This window comes from Mesorhizobium sp. WSM4819, from assembly GCF_055811215.1.
The window spans coordinates 12,643-36,290 of record NZ_JBVVQO010000023.1; the positions used below are offsets into that span (position 1 = coordinate 12,643).

Sequence of the window (23,648 nt, forward strand, 5' to 3'; positions counted from 1 at the left end):
GTCGGGGTATCTGGTTATTCCTCATCCTCATCCTCGAGCAGACGGGTGGCGCGCCAGCGGGTCAGCACCCTGTTGGTCTGTTCCATGACGAAGAAGCGCGCCGAATCGCGGTCATAGCCTTCGGCCAGCAGCTTTTCGTAGTCGGTGTGCATATGGCGGATATGAGCGATGGTTGCCAGCCACACGGCAATGCTCGGCGGCAAGCTCTTCATATGCACCGCGCCGGCGTCGGCGCGGATCTTCTCCATGTCGGCATAGGGCGCCAGCGGCAAAAGCGCTGTCAGCGCCTTGGCGATGGCGCGGCGGCGACCGGTCGGCGCGCTCATTGCTCGTCCCGTCCGGCGATGGTCGCGTCGGCAAAGGCATCGGTCGAAGCGAAATAAGGCTTGATGTCGATCACCGGCGTGCCGTCGAGCACGTCGATGGCATCGAGATCGATACGGCCCGTTTCGATGTCGAGGGCGACGAGTTTTGCGATATGCAACCCGACCGGGTTCGGCCGGGCCGGGGAGCGCAGCGAAAAAACGCCTTTCGGTTCAGCCGCATGGCGGGGTCTCTGAACAATCAAGGTCCGCGGTGCGTGGTGCAGCCAGGACAGGATGATGACGTGGCTGGCGCGTTCAAGCCCGAGCAGGCCATCGCGATAAGGCAGCTCGATCGTCAGAACCGCCGGCCGCCCCGTTTCCCGCGCGGCCTTCATGTTCTTGGGGCAAGTTTCCCGCGTGGTCCAGGGCGAGGCGATGCGGCCGATGAAGACGACATGGCCGTCGGGCGGCATATCGGCGGGATCAGTTTCCAGAAGCTTTTCGCCGCTGCGCGTTTCGAACATGGTTTTCCACCCCGATCATGCATCCGGCTGTTGGCGATCCGCACCGCATGCGTCATTTTCTTGTCCGGGAGCGACATAGCGCTTGCAAGCCAACCAAAATCGACATAAACATATGTTTATATCTTTTTCAAAGAGAATGCTCGCATGCATGTCGCGCTCGACACCATGGTAGATACATTGAAGGCGGCGGCCGAATCCAGCCGGTTGCGCATCCTGGCGTTGCTGTCGCGCGGCGACCTCACCGTTTCCGATCTCACCGAAATCCTCGGCCAGTCGCAGCCGCGCGTCTCGCGCCACCTGAAGCTTTTACTGGAGGCGGGGCTGATCGGCCGCTATCAGGAGGGCTCCTGGGCCTTCTTCCGGCTGTCGGATTCGGATGCGGCGCGGGGTTTCGTGCTCAGGCTGGTCTCCGGTATCCGGGGTGCCGATCCGCAGGTCGAGCGTGACCTCGAGCGGTTGGCGGCGGTCAAGCGCAAGCGGCAGGATCGCGCCGCCGAATATTTCTCCGCAAATGCCGCAAGCTGGGATCACATCCGCTCGCTGCATGTGCCGGACCGCGCCGTGGAGGCAGCGCTGCTCAAGCTCGTCGGCAAGCGGCCGTTCCAGTCGATGCTCGACCTCGGCACTGGGACCGGGCGGCTGCTCGAGATCTTTTCGCCGCTCTACCGGCGCGGCATCGGCATCGACATGTCGCGCGAGATGCTGACGGTGGCGCGCGCCAATCTCGACAAGGCCGGCATTTCGAATGCGCAGGTGCGTCAGGGCGACATTTTTGCGCCGCCGGTCGAGCGCGACGCCTTCGATCTCGTCACCATCCACCAGGTGCTGCACTATCTCGACGATCCTGCCCGCGCGATCCGCGAGGCAGCTAGGCTGCTGCGTCCGGCAGGCCGGCTGGTGATCGTGGATTTCGCTCCGCATTCGCTGGAATTCCTGCGCGACGCCCACGCGCATGTGCGGCTCGGCTTTGCCGACCGGCAGATCACCGAGTGGTTTTCCGAGGCCGGGCTCGACCTCGAGGAGAGCCAGGAATTCGAGCCGCGCGCCGGCAACGAACCCAGGCTCACCGTAAAACTGTGGCTCGGCCGTGACCAGCGCATGCTGATCGCCGATCCTTCCAACCACGCACAACCGGCCAATGCCTTTCCGATAGGGGAAACCGCCTGATGAACCAGTTCCGCTTTTCCCGCCGCCCTGACATTGGCGACAAGATCAGGGTTTCGTTCGAGTTCTTCCCGCCGAAGAGCGACGAGATGGAAGCAAGGCTGTGGGACACCGTCACCCGCCTGCAGCCGCTCAAGCCGAAATTCGTCTCCGTCACCTATGGCGCCGGCGGCTCGACCCGCGAGCGCACGGCGCGCACGGTCAAGCGCATCCTCAACGAAACGACGCTGACGCCGGCGGCGCACATGACGTGCGTCGATGCGGCGCGTCACGAGGTCGATGAAGTCATCCAGGAATTCGCCGACATGGGTGTCACCCGCTTCGTCGCCCTGCGCGGCGATCCGGCCGAGGGCGTCGGCGCCGCCTATCGTCCGCATCCGGACGGCTATGCCAACGGCGCCGAACTGGTGGGGGCGCTGAAAGGTGTCGGCGATTTCGACATCTCGGTCTCCGCCTATCCGGAAAAGCATCCGGAGAGCCCGGATTTCGCCACCGATATCGATATGCTGAAGCGCAAGGTCGACAATGGCGCGACGCGGGCGATCACCCAGTTCTTCTTCGACAACGACCTCTACGAGCGCTATGTCGAGCGGGCGCGGCGGGCGGGCATCTACATACCGATCGTGCCGGGCATATTGCCGGTCCACAATTTTACCCAGGTCGCCAATTTCTCGGCGCGTTGCGGTGCGCTGGTGCCGGCGTGGATGGCCGAGCGCTTCGACGGGCTGCAGACGGACCCGCAGACGCATGCGCTGGTGGCGTCCGCGGTGGCGGCCGAGCAGGTGCTGGACCTTGTCGAGCGCGGCGTCGGCGATTTTCATTTCTACACCATGAACCGCGCCGATCTGGTCTTCGCCGTCTGCCACATGATCGGCATCCGCTCGCATGAGGCTGAAGCCGCGGGGTCCGCCGCGGCGTAAGTCTCTGTCAAATCCGGGATGCAAAAAGGCCGGGTAAAAAACCCGGCCTTTTCAATGACTTGGACTATTTTGTGCTGCTTCCGTTGCTCGGCGGGTCTACGGAAGAAAGCCCATAATCAGCGCCCCGATGAATGCAAATGCAGCACAAATCATCAATGCGTTGATTGGCCTGGTAAGCCCCATGTCATAGCCTCCTCTTAAAGAGCTATGGCCAGAGTCTAGGGGCATTTCTGCCACAGGCAAGCGGAAACTATGCTGCAATGCGACGACAATGTGGAATTTGCGACAGGCCATTTGCCGTTAGGCATTGAAACTCTTCGGCAAAATCCCGCTTCGGCCCTGTGTACAAAATGTGACGGAGCTGGGGCAAGAATGGGTATGGCAGCGCTACCGTCGCCGAAAGTCGGGATCGATTTCGGGTCGATGCGAAGATTCGACGAATTGGAGCGTCGTTCGATTGGATACGAAGCTCTCAAGCGTGTCGCGCCTGGGCGCGCTTTGGTGACATGCATCAGCGTCGGCCGAACAGGCGGCCGTCGATGGTGACGAGGCCAAGCGCGATCAGCGCCATGCCGCCGAGCTCGAACAATTCGAGCCGTTCGCCCAGGAACAGAAAGCCGAGCAGGATCGCGCTGGCCGGCACGATGAGCGTGACCAGCGAGGCGTTGGTGGCGCCGGCCGAGGCGACGAGGTTGAAATAGAGGATGTAGGCGAAGGCGGTGGACAGCAGGGCCAGCGCCAACACCGCCGCCCAGACCGGCGGCGAGGCCGAAAACAGGTTGGCAGTGCCGTGGCCAAGCAGCACGATCGGGATCATGATGATGGTCGAAGCAGTCAATTGTCCAGTGGCGATGACCGGTGACGGCACACCCTTGAAGCGGCGGGCGATCATCAGGGCCACCGCATAGGACAGCGAGGCGCCGACCAGCGCGAATTTCGCCCAGACCGGACCGCCCAGCCCGGCAAGCAGGCCGGGACCGATCATCACCGCCGTGCCGACGATGCCGAGCGCGATCCCGGCAAGCTTGTTCCAGGAGAGCTTTTCGTCTGATGTCAGCGCGTTGGCGAGGATCAACGTCCAGAACGGCGTCGTCGAATTGAGCACCGAGGCGACACCGGCGCCAAGCTCGGTCTGGCCGGCGAAGATCAGCGAGAACGGTATGACGTTGTTGACGAGCGCCAGCAGAAAGAACAGGTCGGCATGCGGCAAGGCGATTCGGAAGGACGGACCGCGCAGGCCGAGATAGAGATGCAGCGCCAGCGCCGCGATGGCGACGCGAAACAGCACCAGCACCAGCGGCGGAATCTCGACAACCGCAATGCGGGCAAAGAAGAACGAGCCACCCCAGATCGCACCGAGCAGCAGAAGCTGCGCCCAGTCTTTCAAGACCATAGGCCCGCGCATTGCCGTCGTGGTTGTGATCGCCATGGAGAATCCTCCCGGATGGTTCTGAATGCCAAGTCAAACAGGCGTCTGTTCAGGCCATATTCTGTTCGACGGCAAGGGCCACCCGAAACCAGATCAGTGGACTAGCATTCCATCATCTGCCGTAGCGCCGCAGCGTCAGGGGTGCGAGACACAGAATTGTTTTCATTCCCGCATAGGTTGGATTAATTGTGCGCAGTCTAAGCCAAGGGATTCGTCCATGCAGCAATTCGAAAATGCGCGCGAAGCGGCGCTGGCGCTTCGCCCGGACGATCCGATCTATTGCTTCCGCCCGCAGGTGCTGAAGGCGGACGCCAGGCAGTTCATGGGCATGTTTCCCGGCAAGACCGCCTATGCGGTCAAGACCAACGGCGAGCAGATCGTGCTGAAGGCGCTGGTCGAGGCCGGCGTCGGCGCTTTCGACGTGGCCTCGCCCGGCGAGTTCGCCGCCGTGCGCGCGGTCTCGCTGGACGCCGAGATGCTCTACATGCATCCGGTCAAGGCACAGTCGGACATCAAGCTGGCGCTGGAGAAATATGGCATCCGGGTCATCTCGCTCGACCACGAGGACGAGATCACCAAGCTGACCCGCGTGGTGCGGGCGCTCGACATCGATCCGGGTGCGATCACCGTGTTCGTGCGCATCCAGACGAAAGGATCGGCCGCCTACGAACTGTCGAAGAAGTTTGGCGCAGGACCGGCCAATGCGGTCGAACTGGCCGAACGGCTGAACCGGACCGGCTACAAGGTCGGGCTATGCTTTCATGTCGGCAGTCAGATCGAGGATCCCGACACCTATGAGCGCGCGCTGGCCTCGGCCGACTGGGTGCGCAACCGCGTCAGCTTCGACATCGCCGGCCTCGACGTCGGCGGTGGTTTTCCCGCCGAATACGGCCATGATCCCAACCGCAAGCAGATCGAGATGCCGTCGCTCGGCCAGATCATGTCGCGGCTGTCGGGCGACCTCAAGGAATACCAGTTCGACCAGATGCCGCTGGTGGCGGAGCCGGGCCGGGTGATCGTGGCGCGCTGCCTGTCGCTGATCGTGCGTGTGCTGCTGCGCAAGGGCAAGCGGCTCTACATCAATGACGGCATCTGGGCGTCGCTGTCGGATTCATGGACCGGCAAGATCACGCTGCCGGCGCGCTTCATTCCAGACCCGGCGATCCGCTCGCGCAACGGCGAGGAGAAGACCATCGTGCCGTTCAAGGTCTGCGGCGCAACCTGCGATTCCGTCGACATCCTGTCGCGGCCGTTCTGGCTGCCGGAGACGGTCGATACCGGCGACTGGATCGAGATCGGCCATATCGGCGCCTATTCGCTGTCGCTGAGGACACGGTTCAACGGCTTCTATCCCGACACCTTTGTCGAGGTGACGACGCCGTTCGATGAAGGTGACGCGCCGCAGGGGTTTGCCAGCCTGGAGACGATGGCGGATTAGTGAATGGTGAATGGTGAATAGTGAATAGTGAATAGTGAGTAGTCAGTAGTCAGTAATGAATATCTAATTCCATTCACCATTCACCATTCACTACTCACTACTCACTACTCACTACTCACTACTCACTAAGCAACGCCGCCGCCGGCCTGGATGTTCTCGCCGGTCAGCCAGCGGGCCTCGTCGGAGGCCAGGAAAACCGCGACATCGGCAACATCGCGCGGCGCTCCGATCCTGCCGAAGGGCGACATGCCGGCAGCCACGGCCCGGTCCCGCTGCGGAAGCAGGTCGGTGTCGGTAAAGCCCGGCGAAAGCGCATTCACGGTGACGGAGCGCGGTCCGAGTTCGCGCGAGAGGACGCGGACGAACTGCTCGACGGCTCCTTTGCTGCCGAGATAAAGGGCGGTCTGGGTGAAGAACATCTTGGTTCCACCGGTGGAAACCGCGATGATGCGGCCACCGTCGCGCACGCGGCGCGCCGCTTCCTGAAGCGTGAAGAAGGTGCCTTTGGCATTGGCGCCGAAGACTTGGTCGAAGTCGGCTTCGGTGGCCTCGACGAACGGCTTTATGACGGCGACGCCGACATTGGCGACGACGATGTCAATCGCGCCCATCTGCTTCTCGGTTTCATCGAACAGCCGGCGAATGTCGGAAGCAATGGAGATATCGGCCCGAATGGCGACGGCCTTGCCGCCATTCTCGCGGATGGCGGCAACGGCTTCCTGGGCGGCTATCTCGTTGCCGACATAATTGACGACCACGGCCGCGCCGTTTGCCGCGAGCCCCTCGGCGATGGCGCGGCCGATGCCGCGCGAACTGCCGGTCACGAGCGCGGTTTTGCCATCAAGCGAATGATACATAGCTGCTGTCCTTTTCTCGTCTGGCTACGGCCGCTCCAAATCGAGCGTCGGTTCCATGTCGAAGTTAGGGGCATGCTATTGCTCAGATAATAGTCTATTATCGAACAGCCTTGTTAAGTCTGAGGTACATAATGCGAGGGACCGAGTTTTCCGAGCTGAAGGCGTTCGCGACGATCGTCGAGGAAGGCAGCTTTGTCCGCGCCGCGGCCAGGCTCAGGATTTCGCCGCCGGCGCTTAGCCAGACGATACGCGGGCTGGAGGAGCGTGTCGGTGTCCGGCTGCTCAACCGCACGACACGCAGCGTGTCGCCGACCACTGCAGGCGAAACGCTGTTTGCCCGCCTCGCTCCGGCATTCAGTGAACTCGAAGGGGCTGTCGCCGACGCACATGCATCGCGCGATCGACCGGCAGGCTCGTTGCGCATCAACGTTCCACGCATCGCCGCCATGCGTTTCATCGCTCCAATGCTCGGCGATTTCCGCCGGGCCTATCCCGACATTGCCCTCACCATCATCGTCGACGACACACTGACTGACATTGTCGAGGGACGATTCGATGCCGGAATCAGGCTTGGTGAGCGGCTGCATAAGGACATGGTGGCGGTGAAACTCAGCGACGAACTGGAGATGGCTGCGGTGGCGGCGCCCAGCTATCTCGAGGATCACCCCATGCCCCGTCATCCCGCCGATCTGCACCATCACCAATGCATCAATTTCCAGTGGCCCGGTGGCGGCAACATCTATCGATGGGAGTTCGCGCGAGGCCAGCGCGCTTTCGAAATAGCCGTGAACGGCGGTCTGACGGTCAACGACACGGAACTGATGATCAGGGCAGCCCTGGATGGGATCGGCGTGGTTTACATGCTGGATTACCAGGTTCGGCCGTGGATCGAAACCGGCAAGCTTATCCGTTTTCTCGAAGCCTGGTCGCCGAGATTTCCGGGCTTTTACCTATATCATACAAGCTCCCGGCAGGTTCCGCCGGCCTTGCGAGTGCTTATCGACTTCCTGCTTGCCAGGCGATTACGGATTAGTGAATGGTGAATGGTGAATAGTGAATAGTGAATAGTGAATAGTGAATAGTGAATAAGTCAGTAGTCAGTAGTAAGTAGTAAGTAGTCAGTAGTCAGTAGTCAGTAGTGAGTACCTAGTTCCACTCACCACCATTCACCATTCACCATTCACTACTCACTGCTATTCACTAACCTGCTACAGCTTCGCCAAAAGCTCCGGTGTCGGCCAGCCGTCGACCGGCAGGCCTAGCCGCATCTGCTCCTTGCGGATCGCTTCGCGGGTGTTGGTGCCCAGGATGCCGTCGACCGTTCCCACGTCATAGCCTCTGGCCTCGAGCTTTGTCTGCAACGCCCTCATCTGGTCGCCGTTGAGGCCGGGTTCGGGATTGCGCGGGTCGAATTGCGGCGCACCCGCCAGCCGCGCGGCGAGATTTGCCGCGGTCAGTGCATAGGTGAAGGACTGGTTCCATTCGAGGTAGACGTCGAAATTGCCGTAGACCAGGAAGGCCGGCCCCTTGCGGCCCATAGGCAGTGCGAGGCCTGCCTTCAGGCCGTTGTCGACAAGCGGCGTGCCGTTCGGGTTGGTGACACCCCACTGAGCCCATTGCGTCAGCGGCAGCTTGTTGGTGCGGCCGGTCTGGTCCCAGGGCAAGTCGTCGGGCACGCGGACTTCCTCGATCCAGGGCTGGTCGCGTTTCCAGCCGCGCGACGTGATCTTGTTGGCCGTGGTCATGATCACATCAGGCGCGCTGCCGCGCAGGTCGATCACTTCGTCGCCGTCGCCGTCGACGCCTCGGCCGAGATAGTCGGAAGGCAGCATCTGCGTCTGGCCGATTTCGCCCGCCCAGGCGCCGGTGACGTCGGCCGGGACCACGCCGCGATCGATCAGCGTCAACAATGGCACGATCTGGGGCCGGAAGAGCTGCGGGCGACGACAGTCGTGAGAGAGCGTGACCAACGCGTTCAGCGTTTGGAAATCGCCCTGCACGGCGCCGAAATCGGTTTCCAGCGCCCAGAAGGCGGCAATGACCGGGGCCTGAACGCCGAATTCGCGATCGGCGCGGGCAAAAACGTCGGCATATTCCTTTAAGATGACCGCGCCCTGCTTCAGCCGATAGGCCGATATCATGCGGTTCGAAAACTCGATGAAGGTCTGGGTAAAGACGCCTTGAGCGCGATCTCGCGCCAGCACCTTTCCATCGAGAGCGGCGGTTTCCAGCGCCTCGAGTCCGGCAGTGCCGACGCCGGCATTCTTCGCCTCGGCCACAACGCCCTGCTTCCATGCCTGGAAATCGCCACCACATTGCTGTGCCACCGCCGGCGCCGTGGCGGCCAGAAACAGCGCCGCGAGAATTTCCAAGCGCAATCGCATCGCCATCCTCCCGAGAAGATTACCGGCGGTTGCAGGCGTCCTTCATTGGCTGTGTCGAAAAGCAGGCTGCAGGCCCGCTGTCAACGGGTGTTCTGCCGCAGCCATTTGTTCCAGGAGGCTTCCGAGCCGTTGAACACGTTGATATCGGCCTTCCCTGAGATGCCCGGCACAATACCGGTTCCGGTGTACTGCCAGAAGGTGAACGGGTGGCTGCCGTATCTCTTGCGCGGGTGGCCGGCCACCGAACGCAGCCAGTAGGGATAGCCGCGGAAGGCCGACAGGCCGTTGTCATCGAAGAAATCGATCGAGGTGTAGATGATCGGCTTCTTGCCATAGTGCTTTTCGACGATTTCGAGGAAAGTGCTCATCTCGCTGCGCACCGTGGCCGCATTGGGACGCAGCTTGCAGGTCGGCGATTGCGGGTTCCATTCCATGTCGAGAACCGGCGGCATTGCCGAGCGGTCTCTGGGCACGTTCTGGATGAACCAGCGCGCCTGCGTCGCGGCCGGTGTGCAGAAATAGTAGAAATGATAGGCGGCGCGCGGGATTCCGGCGGCTTTCGTGCGGCTCCAATGCTCGTTGAAATATGCGTCGAAGCGATCGCCGCCTTCCGTCGCCTTGATGAAAACGAAGGAAATGCCGCTGGCCCTGGCCGCCGGCCAATCAACCGAGGTCTGGTATTTGGAGACGTCGGTGCCGTGAACGGCATAGCTCCAAGGGGCGCCGCTGTCCCACTCATGCGGGTCGGAGTCGTCAAAACGGGGTGCGCGCACCGCAACGCTCGGGGCGCTCGATGAGGGAGGCGCAAGATCGTCGACGGTCGAGCAGGCGCCCAGCAGCGTCAGCAAGATGAAAGCCGCGAAACGGCGCATCGCTACTCCTGAACCGGTTTCAGCCGGCCGCTGATGGGTTGTTGCTGCAGGTGGTCCCTCGACCGTGCCCCCAAGCGATCGCCCCACAGGACCGCTCTCCTATCCCTGGTATATCGCTGATCATGGTTGATATTCCGTTGACAGCGCTCGACCAGAACCGCGATTTTGCCGAAGCAATGACGGCAAATCGATGGCATAGATGAGCGTCCGGGGGAATCGGAAAATGCAGATTGCTCTGAGGCTGGTGAAGTGGCTGCTCGGGCTGGCCGTATTGGCGGTCGCAGCACTCGCCGCCTGGCTTTACATCGCGCCGCCGGAACTGATCCGAGTCGGCTCGGGTTATACGGCCAAGATCGTCTGCTCGAATGTCTTCATCGCCGGACGCGATGCCGATGAGGTGCTCGCAGTCGACGTGCAGGCGCCGGGCCATCCACTGCTGCGGCTGATGAGGATGTCCGTCGACAAGGAACAGGGCACGGTTTGGGCCGGGCTATTCGGCGTGTTCGGCAAGAGCGTCGCCGTCGTTCGAGACGGGCTTGGCTGCACCGCGGTTCCGGGCGGCGACATCGCCCGGGCCAAAGCAGTCGCCGGGCCGGCGCTGACACCGGCGCCGCGGCTCGACGCGCTCTGGCCGGAGGGCGACAAGGTCGACGCATCGCAAAACCCCGAGATCGCGAAAATCCTCGACGATCCTGCGATGACCGGCGCCGGTATGCGGGCGGTGGTGGTGGTCAAAAACGGCCGCGTCATCGCCGAGCGTTATGGCGCAGGTTTTACCGAAAAGACGCCGTTGCTTGGCTGGTCGATGACCAAGACGGTCAATGCCGCGATCGTCGGCGCGGTGGTGAAGGACGGCAAGATGGTGATGACCAACCAGGGCCTGTTCGGACCCTGGAAAACGGATTATGGCGACGTCACCGACGTGACGCGGATGCTCTATCTCGAGCCTGATATGGCGGGCTTTGCCGGATCCAAGCCGCTGACCGGCGAGGTGGGCAAGGTATTTTCCTATTCAAGCGGCACGGCAGCGATGCTGTCGCGGCTTTGGCAGGATGCGATCGGCGACAAGAACAAGGCGCTGGCGTGGCCAAGGATTGCACTGTTCGACCCACTCGGCATGCAGAGCGCGGTACTGGAGACCGACGAGCACGGCACCTTCGCCGGCTCGTCCTATCTCTACGCCACCGCCCGCGACTGGGCGCGCTTCGGCCAGTTCCTGCTGCAGGACGGTGTCTGGAACGGCCAGGAGATCCTGCCTGCGGGCTTCGTCGCCTGGATGCGGGAAGCCGCACCCGCCTCGAAAGTCTATGGCAGGGGCCAGGTGTGGATCGAGGGTCCGGGCGACGAGGAGAGCCCGGGCGCCGGCACCGCTGCGGGCCTGCCTGGGGATAGCTATTGGATGGAAGGCCATGACGGGCAGACGGTCTCCATCATCCCGTCGGAGCAGTTAGTGGTGGTGCGGCTCGGCCTGACGCCGGCCAAGCTCGGCTACCGGCCGCAGACCATGCTGGCAGCACTGGTGAAGGCGCTGGATTAGAGGAATGTGGCGGTCGCTCGCCGCAGCGTCTATGCAGCCGTCGCCAAAGGCCTTCCACGATCAACACGCGCCCGCTCGTCGGGCGAGGAGCGAAGCGATGCGACCGATCTTGGGATTCCGTGACCTTGGAGCGCTGCTGCGGTGCAGAACCTTCGATCGCGGAGCGAGGCGCCCCCCTCTGTCCTGCCGGACATCTCCCCCACAAGGAGGGAGATTGGCAGCTCGCGCGCCTCACCCTTCTTTCAACGTTGAAGATTGGGGAAGCCGGACGCGACATCTGATCTCCCCCCAAGTGGGGGAGATGTCCGGCAGGACAGAGGGGGGCGCGAAGGATCGCTACCGTTTTCGTTCTGAGCCGCTGCATCCTTCGGGTGATGTCACGGAATGGATCCCAGGGTCTGCGCCGTCGCTTCGCTCCTTGCTCGCCCTGGGATGACGAAGGCGCAGGGGGCTTACGGCTAATTGCAGACGTTGGAGATTGGCGGCTGCAGGTCGGTCGGCAGCGACCGTCCAGAGGGCTCAGTCAAGAGCCAAAAAACTAAATGGCGATCTTGGTGACGGCCAGCCACGCGTAACCGCGATAAAGCGTTCTAAACCGAAGGGTTGCGCCGCGTCTTGCAGATTCCGATTGCAGGACGTCCCGCAGGGCCTCACGCGGCTCGACGTGGAATTTTCTCAGCCAGCCGCGCAGCAGCGTGCGGAACCAGCGGGGCAGGGCTTCCTGCTGGCCGAAATCGACGACGTGCAGCGAACCGCCGGGTGACAGGGCTGCAAGTGCCGCGCAAATCGTCTTCTCCCAGCCGGGGATCATCGACAGCGAATAGGAGACAAAAATGCGGTCAAAGCTTTCGACGGAAAATAGCGCCTTCGCGTCGAAATCAGTGGCGTCGCCGCGCGCCAGCTTGGCGCGGCCGGAGAGACCTTCGCGGGCAATGGCAGCGGTGGCCGTTTCCAGCATCTCGGCTGAAATATCGAGACCGAAGAAGCGGGCGTCGGGATAAAGTCGGGCGGCGAGGACGATGTTGCGGCCGGTGCCGCAGCCAAGCTCGAGCACGGTGCCGCCGGCGGTCACATTCAGCCCCGCGATCAGCCGGTCGCGGCCGAGCAGGTAGTATTTGCGGGTCAGGTCGTAGACGTGGCGCTGCCAGCGGTAGACGCCGTCCATCAGTTCGCCGTGCCCGGCCGGCGGTTCGCCGTGCCCGGCCGGCAGCTCGCCGTGCCTGGCCGGCAGGTCGGTCGCGCTCATGCGGCTTGCTTCACATAGAGGTGGAAGCCGCCATAGATGGCCGAACGGTCGCGGGCCGAGAATTCGCGCGAGGCCTCGTCCGCATAGCTCCACTCGTCGAGCAGCGACTTCGAGACCCGGCCGGGCAACAGGCTGGGTTCGGCCGCAGTGCGGAAGATGACGCGAGCATCGATCGACGCGGTGCGGGTGACCTCGGCCCACAGCGCATTGAGCTGGTCGTCGGTCATCCAGTCCTGCGCGTCGAGCAGGACGAAGCGGTCGACCGAACCGGCATCCTTGCCGGCAAGGAACTCGATCAGATTGGCATGGTGGATGGCGACGCGGTCGACATTGTTGCGGATCGCTTGGTAGTTGCGTTTTTCGAGATAGGCAGGCAGCGCCGCCTCGCCGGGATTGGGGTAGCGGCGGGCAAAAGCCTGCCAGGCGAAATAGTTGTTCTCCAGCGGAAAATCGCAGGCGAGCTTTTCCAGCCGGGCCTTCAGCACGCTGGCCATGGTGCCGTCGCCCGAGGTGATCAGCGAATCGTACTGCGCCGGCGGAATGCCGAGGCCGAACAGCGAGGCTTTTCGCGATGTTGCCCATTTCAGCAGCGGTTTTTCGAAAACCGGCGCCAGTTCCTCGTCGAAGAAGCGGCGCTGGTCGACGAGGCTTTTGGCTTCCATGATGCCGGCCGGATCGACGCCGAAGAATTTGGCGGTGCGATGGCCCATGGCAATGAACAGGCCGAGCAGCCCGGTCTGGTAAAAATTGCTGTCGAAGACGGCGATGCGGCGACGCCGGCGCCAGTTGCGATGTTCCCAGTAATGACGGCTGACCGGGTCGAGATGCGGCGCGATGAAACGGTCGTAGGCTTGCGAATTGTGACGGGTCTCGGCAACGCCGAAGAAACGGAACAGGTCACCCTGCGACGGCAGATGGCGCACCGCTTCGAGCTTCATGCGGTTCAGCGCGATATGGGCGGCGTTGAGATCGACGGCGTCTATCCGTTCCGGTGAGCGGGTGAGATAGGCAAGGATGTTACAGCCGCCCGAGGCGATGGTGACGACGCGGTGGCCCTGGCCAAGCTGCATCGCCTCCATGTCGACGTCGGGGTCTTCCCAGATCTGCGGATAGACGAGGCCGGAAAACAGCAAGGCGAAGAGCCGTTCTGAGAGGCCGGCCTTCGACAGCGGGCGGTTCTGGTAGACGGCCTTGCCAACTTGCTTGCCGCGGCGAAAAACCAGTTCTCCGGAAATGTCGGTCATGGCAAGGCGATTCCCCGTTTGCTTTGCCGCAAGCGGGTAGCGCAGGTGGATGACAGGCCGGTGACAGTCTGTTGAGGCGAGTTCAGGCCTTGCCAAATCCGCCCGGCGTCGGCGTCGTCACGATGACGGCCTCGCCGGCCTCGAGCAGCGTCTGGTCGCAAGCCTTCAGAACTTCGATGCGGCCATCCTTGCGACGGACCTTGGTCGAGCCGACCTCGCCATCGCCGCCGCCGTCCAGGCCTTGCGGCGGGCGGTTGCGATGTGAGGACAGGATCGCGCATTCCATCTTTTCGAGGAAGCGGATGGTGCGTTCGGTGCCGTCCCCGGCATTCCATTTGCCTTTGCCGCCGGAGCCTTCGCGGATGTGGAAATCCTCGAGCAGGACGGGGAACCGCAACTCCAGCACTTCCGGGTCGGTCAGGCGCGAATTGGTCATGTGGGTGTGGACGCCGGAGGTGCCGGCAAAGCCACGACCGCTGTTCATCCGGCCTGCCGGCGAGCCGGAGCAGATCGTCTCGTAATACTGGTACTTTTTGTTGCCGAAGGTGAGATTGTTCATCGTGCCTTGCGCATTGGCCATCGCGCCCATGGCGCCGAACAGCGCATTGGTGACGTGCTGCGAGGTCTCGACATTGCCGGCGACGACCGCGGCCGGGTAGGTCGGCTTCAGCATGCAACCCTCGGGAATGATGATGTTGATCGGTCTCAGACACCCGGCATTCATCGGGATCATGTCCTCGACCATGACGCGGAACGCATAGAGCACGGCTGCGCGGGCGACCGGCTCGGGGGCGTTGAAGTTGTTCTTCATGACCGGCGATGTGCCGGTGAAGTCGACGGTCGCCTCACGCTTTTGCCGGTCGACCGATATCTTCACCTTGATGATTTGGCCGGTGTCGGTCGGATACTCGTATACGGAGCTGTCGGGCAGCCGCTCCAGCACGCGGCGCACGCTTTCGGCGGCATTGTCCTGGACATGGCCCATATAGGCTTCGACGACGCCAAGGCCGAAATGCGCGACCATCTCGCGCAACTCGGCCACGCCCTTTTCATTGGCGGCAATCTGCGCCTTGAGGTCGGCGATGTTCTGGTGCGGGTTGCGTGCCGGGTAGGGGTGGTCGGTGAGCAGTGTCTCCAGCTCCTTCTCGCGGAAGCGGCCGCGATCGACGATGCGGAAATTGTCGAACAGCACGCCTTCCTCGTCGACGGTGGTGGCGAGCGGCGTCATCGAGCCGGGTGCGGTGCCGCCGATATCGGCATGATGGCCGCGCGAGGCGACGTAGAAGAGGATCTTTGGCGATTGGCCGATCTCCCCCCTTGTGGGGGAGATGCCAAGTGGTGACAAAGAGGGCAGGGCAGAGGGGGGCAACGTCGAGCGCTCAGCTTCGCGGTATGCCGGCTCGCCAATTGGAGGCGTTGGCGGGACAGCGCCCCCCTCTGTCGGCTTCGCCGACATCTCCCCCACATGGGGGGAGGTTGGGCGCCTATCCTCAAAGACCGGCGTCACCACGGTGATGTCGGGCAGATGTGTGCCGCCATTATAAGGCGCATTCAGTGCAAAGACGTCGCCGGGGTGAATGTCGCCGGAGTTGAGCCGGATGATGGTTTCCACCGAACGGTCCATGGAGCCGAGATGCACCGGCATGTGCGGCGCATTGGCGACCAGCGCGCCATTGCGGTCGAAGACGGCACAGGAGAAATCCAGCCGTTCCTTGATGTTGACCGAATAGGCGGTGTTTTGCAGCGTCACGCCCATCTGTTCGGCGATCGACATGAACAGGTTGTTGAACACCTCCAGCATGACCGGATCGGCCTCGGTGCCGAGCGCCGCCAGCCGGCGCTTTTTCTCGATGCGACGCAGGAGCACGTGGTTCCTGGCGGTGATTTCGGCCTGCCAGCCCGGCTCGACGACGATGGTCTGGTTCGGTTCGATGACCAGGGCCGGGCCGCCTAGTTTGTGCCCCGGTTTGAGCGCCTCGCGGCGGAAAATGCCGGCGTCTTGCCAGGTGCTGTCGATGAAGATTTGCCGATTTTCCGAAGGGCTTGCGGCGATGTCCTCAAGGATTGAATCACTTTCCTCACGGCCGGCGTCGCCGCTGTCGATTCCTTCGACGCCGACCGATTCCACGATCATCGGCTTGTCGTCATAGACGAAGCCGAACTGCGCCTTGTGGGCGGCTTCGAAATCCGCCTTGGCCCGTGCGATCGAACCGTGCCCGAAATTCACCGGCAGCGCGGTGTCGGTGCCGTCGTAGCGGATCTGCAGCACCGGTTTCGAGGCGACGGCGTCCTCGGCAATGCCTTGCGCGGCAAGTTCGTCGATGACGGCTTTGCGCAGCATCGCGATGAGCTCGTCGATTGCCGGCCTGGACACTTCCGCCAGCGGTTTCAGCAGCGCCTGCTGGCGCGACGAAAAAATCGAGGACAATCCAATGCCATAGGCCGACAGCAGGCCGGAGAAGGGATGGATCAGCACCGCCTCCATGCCGAGTGCGTCGGCAACGAGGCAGGCGTGCTGGCCGCCGGCGCCGCCAAAACAGTTCAGGAGATACTCGGTGACGTCGTAGCCGCGCTGCACGGAAATCTTCTTGATGGCGTTGGCCATGTTTTCGACGGCGATGGTGACGAACCCTTCGGCGACCGCCTCCGGCGCGCGGCCGTCGCCGATTTCGGCGGCGAGTGCGGCGAATTTCTCGCGCACGGTTTGCACGTCGAGCGGCTCGTCCTGGCCGGGTCCAAAAATGGCCGGGAAGAAGCCGGGCTGCAGCTTGCCCAGCATGACATTGGCGTCGGTGACGGCCAGCGGGCCGCCGCGTCGGTAGGCGCCCGGGCCGGGATTGGCGCCGGCCGAATCCGGCCCGGCGCGAAAACGGCCGGCCTCGTAGTGCAGGATGGAGCCGCCGCCGGCGGCGACGGTGTGAATGCGCATCATCGGCGCGCGGATGCGCACGCCGGCAACCTCGGTGTCGAAGGCGCGCTCATAGTCGCCGTCATAATGGGCGACGTCGGTTGAGGTGCCGCCCATGTCGAAGCCGATGACCTTGTCGAAACCGGCGAGCTTTGCTGTCTCGACCATGCCGACGACGCCGCCGGCCGGACCGGACAGCAACGCGTCCTTGCCCTGGAACATATCGGCGGCGGTAAGGCCGCCGGATGACATCATGAACATCAGGCGAGGGGATTCCCTCCCCCTCGAGGGGAGGGTGGCGGTGAAGCCGCCGGGAGGGGTCGGTTCGACTGGGTTCGACGCTCTGGCGGTGCCTTCTGAGATGACACTCTCTGGCTGCGCAGCCATCTCCCCCTCGCGGGGGGAGAGGACGCCCAGCTCTTGCGCCACCTTCTGCACATACCTTGCCAGAATCGGCGACAGATAGGCGTCGACCACGGTGGTGTCGCCGCGGCCGACCAGCTTGATGAGCGGCGAGATCTCATGACTGACCGAGATCTGCGAAAACCCCAGTTTCCTGCAGACTTTTGCAACCGCCTTTTCGTGGTCGGGATATTTCCAGGCATGCATGAACACGATCGCCACCGCGTCGATGCCGTCGGCCCTGGCTTGTTCGATGGCCGGGCGCATGGCGGCGATGTCGAGCAGCCTTTCAACGCGGCCGTCGGCGCGCACGCGCTCGTCGACCTCGATGACGCGCTCGTTGAGCTGTTCGGGAAGGATGATCTGCTTGGCGAAGATATCGGGCCGCGCCTGATAGGCGATCCTCAGCGCGTCGCGAAATCCCCTGGTGATGAGCAGCAGCACACGGTCGCCCTTGCGCTCCAGAAGCGCGTTGGTGGCAACGGTGGTGCCCATCTTGATGTCGCCGATCAGGCCGGATGGGATCGGCGCGCCGGATTTTAGCCCGAGCAGATCGCGAATGCCCTGGATGGCGGCGTCGGCATAGGCTTCGGGATTTTCGGATAGCAGCTTGCGCGGGTGCAGCCCGCCTTGCGGGTCCCGGCCGATGACATCGGTGAAGGTGCCGCCGCGGTCGATCCAGAAATCCCATTTGACGGTCACGGCAGCTCTCCCGGGCATTTTATTGATTCAAATGTGCTAATTCGCCATGGTCTGGTGTTAATTCGCCATGGCTTCGCCGGCAACGCAAAAGCAGATGATGTTACATACGGAAATGCAACGTTATGAAACCCATGGGGCATTTGGTGCATTCTGTCCTCGATCGTCACCGGTAGCGGGGGCGTGATTAGAGGAGAGATGTCATGAAGAAACTCATTCTTGCGTCGGTTTCGGCGCTTGCCCTGCTTGGCGTTGCGGCTTGCAGCGACAGCGGCACGGGCGGGGACGCTACCACCACGCAGAGCACCAATCCGCCGGCGAACGAACAGCCGATGCAGCCGGCTCCCGACGCGACCAAGCCGGCCGAGCCGGCTCCGGCACAGCCATCTGCGCCGGCGCAGTAATTCTTATGTGATGAACGGAAGGCCGGCATCCTGCCGGCCTTCTGACTTCAGGACAGTCTTCTTGCGGGCAGCCGCCGCAAGCTCGGTTTCGCCTGTCACTTTTTGGCACCAGCAGAAGGGGCCGAAATGGCGAGGTGACGAAGGCTTGCAGTTTCGCGCGCCATGGCCGTTGCTGCCTGCTAATTTCCATGATCGACGGTTGCGCCAGCTGCTCAGGGAGGCCGCCTGCTCAGGAGGGCGCGAAATCGGCTGGGCCGGCCCTGCGGCATTGTCTTCAGCTTGATAGCGGTGGGCTTGATAGCGGCGGCCAGTTAGCCCTAATAGGTGCCCATGTCGATTTGGGATCGCCTCGGCGACTTCATCACCCGCGTTTCGTCCTCAACCTCGTCCGGCGTCGCCGACGTGGTCGAGGCTGTGCGCACGGTTTTCTCCGGCGACCCCGACCTGCGCCGGCGCGTCGCCTTCTCGGTGGCGATGATCGCGCTGTCGGCCAAGATGGCCAAGGCCGACGGCATCGTCACCCAGGACGAGGTGCGCGCCTTCCAGCAGATATTCGAAGTGCCGAAGGAGCAGACGCGCAATGTGGCGCGGCTCTACGATCTGGCCAAGCGCGACATCGCCGGCTTCGAGACCTATGCCGCGCGCATGGCGCAGCTTTGCGGCTCCGGCCATTCGAACTGCGCGATGCTGGAGGACATTCTCGACGGGCTGTTCCATATCGCCAAGGCCGACGGGCTGGTCCACGAGCGCGAAGGTCAGTTCCTGCATCGCATCGCCGAGATCTTCCGGATCGAGGAGGCGCATTACCAGAGCATTCTGGCCCGGCACGTCGATCTGGGTGCGGCCGATCCCTATGTCGTGCTCGGCATCGAGCGGGGAAAAACCTTCGAGGAGGTCAGGAAGCGTTACCGCAAGCTGGTTTCGGACAACCATCCCGACCGGCTGATCGCACGCGGCCTGCCGCAGGAATTCATCAAGATCGCAACCAGCAGGATAGCGGCGATCAACGCGGCCTATGAGATGATCGAACGGGGCCTGCGGCACGCATGAGCGGCTTCCTGCCCGACGAGCCGAGCGCCGAGGTCAGGGTATCGCCGAATTTCGGTCCACGACGCGAGACAGTCGACATGATCGTGCTGCACTACACCGGCATGGAGACCGGCGCCGGCGCCGAAGCCTGGCTGTGCGATCCAGCCAGCGAGGTTTCGTCGCACTACCTCGTCCATGAGGACGGTCGCATCGTCCAGATGGTCAGGGAAAGCGACCGTGCCTGGCATGCCGGCAAGAGTTCCTGGTTCGGACGTAGCGACATCAACTCCTGTTCGGTCGGCATCGAGATCGTCAATCCGGGACATTCGCTGGGCTACCGGAATTTTCCGAAACGGCAGATCGATGCCCTGATCGGCCTGTGCAAGGGGATTGTTCAGCGCCATTCCATCCCGGCTCAACGGGTGCTCGCGCATTCCGACGTGGCGCCAGGACGCAAGATCGACCCGGGCGAGAGATTCCCCTGGAAGGCCCTGTTCGAGGCCGGTGTCGGCCATCTTGTCGAAGCGGCATCCGTCAGGCGCGGCGCGGTGCTGAAGGCCGGCGACGCATCTGCCGAGGTCGAGGCGCTGCAGTCGATGCTGGCGCTCTACGGTTATGGCGTGGAGATATCAGGCGCTTTCGACCGGCAAACCGAAATCGTGGTCGAGGCTTTCCAGAGGCATTTCCGGCAACGCAAAGTGGATGGCGTGGCCGACGGATCGACAATTCGCACGCTGGAACGGCTGCTTGGCTCGGTGAGGGCAGTTCCGTCCAAGTAGTCTTTTCCTGGCTGTAAGTTACAGCCTGTCATTTAAAGTGACTTGCCCCGCCTTTTTTGCCGCCAATTCGACCGTCAAAGGCGATCCGTGCAAGTTGTCGGACCTACAGCCTCCCAAATGTTCCGACGTTGATTGGCGTAGCTGCGTGAAGTTCTTCGCGCGGTTCAAACAGAACAGGATCCCATGCAGAAATTGACCGTTTTAACGGCAGCTGTTGCTGCCGGCGTAATGACTTTTGCCATCGGTGCGGCCAATGGCGCGCCTTTGAGCCAGCGGGCCGACCAGGGTTTCATGACCGCGTCCGAAAAGACTGCCACGCCGAAAGCCGGGCAAGATGCCGGAGAAACAGCCTCCGCAAAGGCGAAAAAAGTTGCTGTGGTGAAAGCGAAAAAGCCAGCATCCGCAAAGGCGGAAAAGGTCTCTGCAAAGAAGGCAGTCGTTGCAAAGAAGGCAGTCGTTGCAAAGAAGGCAGCCGTTGCAAAGAAGTCAGTCTCCAAGCGGCATGTGAAGCGCAACAGGACCCGCATCGACCAGGCGACGACGGCGTCGATCGGCCGGCAAAGCCGGGCGGCGGCGCCGAAGCCGGCGGCCGCTGGCGAGAGCGGCCAGTATTCGACGATCATCGAGCGTCATGCGGCCAGCAATGGTGTGCCGGTCTCGCTCGCCAAGGCCGTCATCATGATCGAGAGCAGGTTTCAGCCGAACCAGGTCGGCCGCGCCGGTGAGATCGGCCTGATGCAGATCAAGCCGTCGACGGCGCGGATGATGGGTTACAGCGGCTCGATCAAGGGTCTCCACGATCCCGAGACCAACATCAAATACGGCATGAAATACCTCGCCATGGCGCGCAACCTCGGCGACGGCACGACCTGCGGCACGATCCTGAAGTACAATGCCGGCCATGGCGCCAAGCGGATGAACCCGATTTCCGCGGCCTATTGCGGCAAGGTCAAAGTGCAGCTGGCCGCGCTTGGAGCGCCGGCGTAATAGATCGTAATAGACTGGGACCTGCTTTTTTGTTTGCGTTTTCGAATGTGAATCCCTTTATACGCCTTGCCAGCTGGCCGGGCGGCCGCACCCGCGAAGCCGAAAGGCTGCGGGTGAGGAAAGTCCGGGCTCCATGGAGACACGGTGCCGGTTAATGGCCGGCGGGGGCGACCCTAGGGAAAGTGCCACAGAAAGCAAACCGCCACGATCCGTCGTGGTAAGGGTGAAAGGGTGGGGTAAGAGCCCACCGCGCGACTGGCAACAGGAGCGGCACGGTAAACCCCACCGGGAGCAAGACCGAATAGGGGCGGTGCGAGGGGAAACCCTCGAGGGCTGTTTCCGGCTCACCGCCCGGGTAGGTTGCGTGAGGCACATGGCAACATGCGCCCAAGATGAATGGCCGCCACGTTCTCGCGCCGCAAGGGGCGAGGGCCATACAGAACCCGGCTTACAGGCCAGCTGGCAATTTTCGTCCAGATTCTACGTTTTCGTCCAGATTCTTGGGGGGAAACTCCCTGATATCAGCAGGTTGCGTCTTCGGGCGCGCTTGCTGGTTCAGGCGCTTCATTGACTGAATCAGCTTTTACTGGGCTGTGCATGGAGCAAGCGTTTCTTGAAACTGGTGCGATTAAATCGTACTTTCCTAAAGCGCGTCGCGTTCGACCGTCCTCTCGCGACGCGCTTTAGGTTGTTGTTTATGCATGTCGTTATCGCAGAACCGCTGCACACTTTTGCGCGACATGCATTAGTACAGGCAGTATCAGGAGCGCATCATGGGTCAGGTCGACAAGCGCAGCATTACGCTCTCGCCGGAATTGGCGGCGGCGGTCGACGATGTGGTCGCCGCCGGCGAATATGCTTCGGCGAGTGAGGTGATCCGCGACGCACTCAGGCAATGGAAGGACCGCCGTGACTTGCACGGCTACACGGTCGAGGAGTTGCGCAAACTGGTGCAGGAGGGGATCGACAGCGGACCGGGACGATTTGCGTCGATCGATGAAATCAAGGCCGAAGCACGTAGGCGATTGAAATCCGATAACGCAGCATGAATTTGCTGCCCATCGTCCGAACTGCAAATGCAGAAGAGGATTTGATCGCGATCTGGCTTCATATCGCGCGAGGCGACGAGGCTGCAGCGGACCGGCTGCTCGACCGGATCGAAGCGCGCTGGCAGCAACTGACGACTTATCCTTTCTCGGGCGCACCGCGCGAAGACATTGCGCCCGGCATCCGGCATCTGGTCGTCGGCGAATACCTCACCTTGTACCGTGTCGGCGAGGATGCAGTCGAGATCCTGCGTGTGCTGCATGGCCGGCGCAATATCGAAGCCGACGATCTGGCTTCGTGATCGGTTCGGTCAACCGTCGACGCCGTCCAGCGACGCCTCGATCGCCTGCCAAAGCGCTTCCACCGGCTCGCAGCCGACCGACAGGCGAACAAAGCCGGGCGGCACCGCATCACCCCAGCGGGCGCGCCGCTCGGCCGAAGAGTGGACGCCGCCGAAGGAGGTCGCCGGCTGGATCAGGGCGCAGGCGCCGATGAACGCTTCGGCCCTGGCTTCACTGCCCAGGTCGAGGCCGACAAGGAAGCCGAAACGCTGCATCTGGGTGGTCGCCAGATTGTGCGAAGGGTCATCCTCCAGTCCAGGAAAGCGGACGGATTTCACGGCCCGATGATTTGTCAGGCGTCGGGCGATCAGCTCGGCCGATGTGCACATGCGCTCGAAGCGGACTTCCAGCGTCTCGAGGCCTCGATGGACCAGCCAGGCTTCGAATGGTCCTGGGATCGAGCCCGACAGTTTGCGCCACTCGCGGATGGCGGTGATGATCCCGGCGTCACGGCTGGCGACATGGCCGAACAGCGCGTCGGAATGGCCATTGGGCGCTTTTGTGTCAGCAGCAACGACGATATCGGCGCCGAGGTCGAGCGGGCGCTGACCGTAAGGCGTCATCGTGGTGTTGTCGGCGACGACCAGCGCGCCGGCCTCGTGCGCAAGGCGCGCCACGCCGGCCAGGTCGCAAATGTCCAGCCCAGGATTGGATGGGGTCTCGACGAACACCAGCCGGTAGCCGGAAAAACCGCCGTCCACAAAGGACTTGGTCGGTCGTGTGTCGAACGGGAGGTCGAAAGGTTTGAGGAAGCGCTCGGCAAGCAGACGCGGCGTGTAGTAACCATCGGACGGCAACAGGATGCGATCGCCGGCCTTGAGCAGCGCGAAGAAGACCGCCGCGATCGCCGCCATGCCCGACGGGAACGCTACGGACGGCGCGTCCTCGAGATGGCCGAGCATGTCTTCCACCGCCTCCCATGTCGGATTGTCGTAGCGCCCGTACTGGCTGACGCCGGCCGGATTGCCGGGCAGATGGAAAGTGGTCGTCATTGTCAGCGGCAGCGAGACCGGGTCGCCCTTGGCGAGCTTGACGCCACGCAAATGGGCGAGGGTGGCCGCGCGCGACTTGGCTGTTTCGGACATGTATTTTCAACCTTCTGACCGAGAAAAGAACCTGTTTCTGACCGAGA

The 23,648-nt window shown here is 62.6% G+C and carries 22 protein-coding genes and 1 other RNA gene; 12 read left to right on the top strand and 11 right to left on the bottom strand.

The features are described from left to right. Nucleotides 1–14 precede the first annotated feature (14 nt). Together AC0L18_RS20480 and tsaA are read right to left on the bottom strand one after the other, a co-directional pair. Nucleotides 15–326 (bottom strand): DUF2293 domain-containing protein, encoded by a 312-nt coding sequence (locus tag AC0L18_RS20480; protein WP_473493935.1) that lies wholly within the window; start codon nucleotides 324–326, stop codon nucleotides 15–17. Continuing rightward, on the bottom strand, nucleotides 323–829 hold the full coding sequence (tsaA, locus tag AC0L18_RS20485; protein WP_473493936.1) for a tRNA (N6-threonylcarbamoyladenosine(37)-N6)-methyltransferase TrmO: 507 nt from the start codon (nucleotides 827–829) through the stop codon (nucleotides 323–325). The genes AC0L18_RS20480 and tsaA overlap by 4 nt, the downstream gene beginning before the upstream one ends. A 144-nt stretch (nucleotides 830–973) precedes the next feature. On the opposite strand from tsaA, the gene AC0L18_RS20490 reads away from it, so the two are divergent. Together AC0L18_RS20490 and metF are read left to right on the top strand one after the other, a co-directional pair. Further along, a complete protein-coding gene (locus AC0L18_RS20490; protein WP_473493937.1) occupies nucleotides 974–1,996 on the top strand; it encodes an ArsR/SmtB family transcription factor in 1,023 nt (340 codons plus the stop codon). Next, on the top strand, nucleotides 1,996–2,913 hold the full coding sequence (gene metF, locus AC0L18_RS20495; RefSeq protein ID WP_023798712.1) for a methylenetetrahydrofolate reductase [NAD(P)H]: 918 nt from the start codon (nucleotides 1,996–1,998) through the stop codon (nucleotides 2,911–2,913). Before AC0L18_RS20490 ends, metF begins: the two co-directional genes overlap by 1 nt. Nucleotides 2,914–3,424: 511 nt before the next feature. On the opposite strand, the gene AC0L18_RS20500 is transcribed toward metF, so the two are convergent. Further along, nucleotides 3,425–4,342, bottom strand: coding sequence for a DMT family transporter (locus AC0L18_RS20500; protein ID WP_473493938.1), 918 nt, complete (start codon nucleotides 4,340–4,342; stop codon nucleotides 3,425–3,427). 217 nt (nucleotides 4,343–4,559) lie between these two features. Here AC0L18_RS20500 and AC0L18_RS20505 point away from each other — a divergent pair, with 217 nt between their 5' ends. Next, nucleotides 4,560–5,780, top strand: coding sequence for an alanine racemase (locus AC0L18_RS20505; protein WP_473493939.1), 1,221 nt, complete (start codon nucleotides 4,560–4,562; stop codon nucleotides 5,778–5,780). Nucleotides 5,781–5,905: 125 nt separating this feature from the next. Here AC0L18_RS20505 and AC0L18_RS20510 read toward each other — a convergent pair whose 3' ends face one another. Next, entirely contained in the window at nucleotides 5,906–6,637 is a 732-nt protein-coding gene (locus AC0L18_RS20510) for an SDR family oxidoreductase (RefSeq protein WP_473493940.1), read from the bottom strand. Between the two features lie 131 nt (nucleotides 6,638–6,768). Between AC0L18_RS20510 and AC0L18_RS20515 the strand changes: the two genes are divergently transcribed. Beyond that, nucleotides 6,769–7,680, top strand: a complete 912-nt coding sequence (locus AC0L18_RS20515) for a LysR family transcriptional regulator (protein ID WP_473493941.1) — start codon at nucleotides 6,769–6,771, stop codon at nucleotides 7,678–7,680. A gap of 165 nt (nucleotides 7,681–7,845) precedes the next feature. Here AC0L18_RS20515 and AC0L18_RS20520 read toward each other — a convergent pair whose 3' ends face one another. Continuing rightward, nucleotides 7,846–9,021, bottom strand: a complete 1,176-nt coding sequence (locus AC0L18_RS20520) for a lytic murein transglycosylase (protein ID WP_473493942.1) — start codon at nucleotides 9,019–9,021, stop codon at nucleotides 7,846–7,848. Nucleotides 9,022–9,101: 80 nt separating this feature from the next. Then, entirely contained in the window at nucleotides 9,102–9,893 is a 792-nt protein-coding gene (locus AC0L18_RS20525) for a glycoside hydrolase family 25 protein (RefSeq protein ID WP_473493943.1), read from the bottom strand. Nucleotides 9,894–10,116: 223 nt separating this feature from the next. Between AC0L18_RS20525 and AC0L18_RS20530 the strand changes: the two genes are divergently transcribed. Continuing rightward, a complete protein-coding gene (locus AC0L18_RS20530) occupies nucleotides 10,117–11,430 on the top strand; it encodes a serine hydrolase domain-containing protein (protein WP_473493944.1) in 1,314 nt (437 codons plus the stop codon). 538 nt (nucleotides 11,431–11,968) lie between these two features. On the opposite strand, the gene AC0L18_RS20535 is transcribed toward AC0L18_RS20530, so the two are convergent. The 3 genes from AC0L18_RS20535 to AC0L18_RS20545 form a co-directional block, all read right to left on the bottom strand. Then, the gene (locus tag AC0L18_RS20535) at nucleotides 11,969–12,676 is read right to left on the bottom strand and encodes a class I SAM-dependent methyltransferase (protein ID WP_473493945.1); all 708 of its coding nucleotides are present in this window, start codon (nucleotides 12,674–12,676) and stop codon (nucleotides 11,969–11,971) included. Then, nucleotides 12,673–13,920 carry a BtaA family protein gene (locus tag AC0L18_RS20540; protein WP_473493946.1) on the bottom strand — a complete coding sequence of 416 codons (1,248 nt, stop codon included), beginning with the start codon at nucleotides 13,918–13,920 and terminating at the stop codon, nucleotides 12,673–12,675. The genes AC0L18_RS20535 and AC0L18_RS20540 overlap by 4 nt, the downstream gene beginning before the upstream one ends. An 82-nt stretch (nucleotides 13,921–14,002) precedes the next feature. Continuing rightward, nucleotides 14,003–17,932 (bottom strand): hydantoinase B/oxoprolinase family protein, encoded by a 3,930-nt coding sequence (locus tag AC0L18_RS20545; RefSeq protein WP_473493947.1) that lies wholly within the window; start codon nucleotides 17,930–17,932, stop codon nucleotides 14,003–14,005. Between the two features lie 200 nt (nucleotides 17,933–18,132). Between AC0L18_RS20545 and AC0L18_RS20550 the strand changes: the two genes are divergently transcribed. The 3 genes from AC0L18_RS20550 (at nucleotide 18,133) to AC0L18_RS20560 (ending at nucleotide 20,141) form a co-directional block, all read left to right on the top strand. Next, nucleotides 18,133–18,333, top strand: a complete 201-nt coding sequence (locus AC0L18_RS20550; RefSeq protein ID WP_023798723.1) for a hypothetical protein — start codon at nucleotides 18,133–18,135, stop codon at nucleotides 18,331–18,333. 330 nt (nucleotides 18,334–18,663) lie between these two features. Further along, nucleotides 18,664–19,383: a J domain-containing protein gene (locus tag AC0L18_RS20555; RefSeq protein ID WP_023798724.1), complete on the top strand. Its 720-nt coding sequence runs from the start codon at nucleotides 18,664–18,666 to the stop codon at nucleotides 19,381–19,383. After that, nucleotides 19,380–20,141, top strand: a complete 762-nt coding sequence (locus tag AC0L18_RS20560; RefSeq protein ID WP_473493948.1) for an N-acetylmuramoyl-L-alanine amidase — start codon at nucleotides 19,380–19,382, stop codon at nucleotides 20,139–20,141. The genes AC0L18_RS20555 and AC0L18_RS20560 overlap by 4 nt, the downstream gene beginning before the upstream one ends. 164 nt (nucleotides 20,142–20,305) lie before the next feature. Here the strand turns inward: AC0L18_RS20560 and AC0L18_RS20565 are convergent, their stop codons facing one another. Continuing rightward, nucleotides 20,306–20,638: a hypothetical protein gene (locus tag AC0L18_RS20565; RefSeq protein WP_473493949.1), complete on the bottom strand. Its 333-nt coding sequence runs from the start codon at nucleotides 20,636–20,638 to the stop codon at nucleotides 20,306–20,308. A gap of 7 nt (nucleotides 20,639–20,645) precedes the next feature. Between AC0L18_RS20565 and AC0L18_RS20570 the strand changes: the two genes are divergently transcribed. The 4 genes from AC0L18_RS20570 to AC0L18_RS20585 all read left to right on the top strand — a co-directional run bounded on the left by AC0L18_RS20570 (nucleotide 20,646) and on the right by AC0L18_RS20585 (nucleotide 22,476). Then, entirely contained in the window at nucleotides 20,646–21,128 is a 483-nt protein-coding gene (locus AC0L18_RS20570) for a lytic transglycosylase domain-containing protein (RefSeq protein WP_473493950.1), read from the top strand. A 69-nt stretch (nucleotides 21,129–21,197) separates the two neighbouring features. Further along, an RNA gene (gene rnpB, locus AC0L18_RS20575) (RNase P RNA component class A) lies at nucleotides 21,198–21,595 on the top strand. 306 nt (nucleotides 21,596–21,901) lie between these two features. Beyond that, a complete protein-coding gene (locus AC0L18_RS20580; protein WP_123151966.1) occupies nucleotides 21,902–22,177 on the top strand; it encodes a type II toxin-antitoxin system ParD family antitoxin in 276 nt (91 codons plus the stop codon). Beyond that, complete coding sequence (locus tag AC0L18_RS20585) at nucleotides 22,174–22,476, top strand: type II toxin-antitoxin system RelE/ParE family toxin (protein WP_473493951.1); 303 nt, start codon at nucleotides 22,174–22,176, stop codon at nucleotides 22,474–22,476. The genes AC0L18_RS20580 and AC0L18_RS20585 overlap by 4 nt, the downstream gene beginning before the upstream one ends. Before the next feature lie 9 nt (nucleotides 22,477–22,485). Here AC0L18_RS20585 and AC0L18_RS20590 read toward each other — a convergent pair whose 3' ends face one another. Continuing rightward, nucleotides 22,486–23,601: a cystathionine gamma-lyase gene (locus AC0L18_RS20590; protein ID WP_473493952.1), complete on the bottom strand. Its 1,116-nt coding sequence runs from the start codon at nucleotides 23,599–23,601 to the stop codon at nucleotides 22,486–22,488. Nucleotides 23,602–23,648 lie beyond the last annotated feature (47 nt).

What these genes read in the sequence shown, in the direction of transcription:
- AC0L18_RS20510 (WP_473493940.1), bottom strand. Translation starts at nt 6,637, where the DNA reads ATGTATCATTCGCTTGATGGCAAAACCGCGCTCGTGACCGGCAGTTCG.
- AC0L18_RS20520 (WP_473493942.1), bottom strand. Translation starts at nt 9,021, where the DNA reads ATGCGATTGCGCTTGGAAATTCTCGCGGCGCTGTTTCTGGCCGCCACG.
- AC0L18_RS20515 (WP_473493941.1), top strand. Translation starts at nt 6,769, where the DNA reads ATGCGAGGGACCGAGTTTTCCGAGCTGAAGGCGTTCGCGACGATCGTC.
- AC0L18_RS20590 (WP_473493952.1), bottom strand. Translation starts at nt 23,601, where the DNA reads ATGTCCGAAACAGCCAAGTCGCGCGCGGCCACCCTCGCCCATTTGCGT.
- AC0L18_RS20580 (WP_123151966.1), top strand. Translation starts at nt 21,902, where the DNA reads ATGGGTCAGGTCGACAAGCGCAGCATTACGCTCTCGCCGGAATTGGCG.
- AC0L18_RS20530 (WP_473493944.1), top strand. Translation starts at nt 10,117, where the DNA reads ATGCAGATTGCTCTGAGGCTGGTGAAGTGGCTGCTCGGGCTGGCCGTA.
- AC0L18_RS20535 (WP_473493945.1), bottom strand. Translation starts at nt 12,676, where the DNA reads ATGAGCGCGACCGACCTGCCGGCCAGGCACGGCGAGCTGCCGGCCGGG.
- AC0L18_RS20550 (WP_023798723.1), top strand. Translation starts at nt 18,133, where the DNA reads ATGAAGAAACTCATTCTTGCGTCGGTTTCGGCGCTTGCCCTGCTTGGC.
- AC0L18_RS20500 (WP_473493938.1), bottom strand. Translation starts at nt 4,342, where the DNA reads ATGGCGATCACAACCACGACGGCAATGCGCGGGCCTATGGTCTTGAAA.
- AC0L18_RS20540 (WP_473493946.1), bottom strand. Translation starts at nt 13,920, where the DNA reads ATGACCGACATTTCCGGAGAACTGGTTTTTCGCCGCGGCAAGCAAGTT.
- AC0L18_RS20480 (WP_473493935.1), bottom strand. Translation starts at nt 326, where the DNA reads ATGAGCGCGCCGACCGGTCGCCGCCGCGCCATCGCCAAGGCGCTGACA.
- AC0L18_RS20555 (WP_023798724.1), top strand. Translation starts at nt 18,664, where the DNA reads ATGTCGATTTGGGATCGCCTCGGCGACTTCATCACCCGCGTTTCGTCC.
- AC0L18_RS20490 (WP_473493937.1), top strand. Translation starts at nt 974, where the DNA reads ATGCATGTCGCGCTCGACACCATGGTAGATACATTGAAGGCGGCGGCC.
- tsaA (WP_473493936.1), bottom strand. Translation starts at nt 829, where the DNA reads ATGTTCGAAACGCGCAGCGGCGAAAAGCTTCTGGAAACTGATCCCGCC.
- AC0L18_RS20525 (WP_473493943.1), bottom strand. Translation starts at nt 9,893, where the DNA reads ATGCGCCGTTTCGCGGCTTTCATCTTGCTGACGCTGCTGGGCGCCTGC.
- AC0L18_RS20585 (WP_473493951.1), top strand. Translation starts at nt 22,174, where the DNA reads ATGAATTTGCTGCCCATCGTCCGAACTGCAAATGCAGAAGAGGATTTG.
- AC0L18_RS20505 (WP_473493939.1), top strand. Translation starts at nt 4,560, where the DNA reads ATGCAGCAATTCGAAAATGCGCGCGAAGCGGCGCTGGCGCTTCGCCCG.
- metF (WP_023798712.1), top strand. Translation starts at nt 1,996, where the DNA reads ATGAACCAGTTCCGCTTTTCCCGCCGCCCTGACATTGGCGACAAGATC.
- AC0L18_RS20560 (WP_473493948.1), top strand. Translation starts at nt 19,380, where the DNA reads ATGAGCGGCTTCCTGCCCGACGAGCCGAGCGCCGAGGTCAGGGTATCG.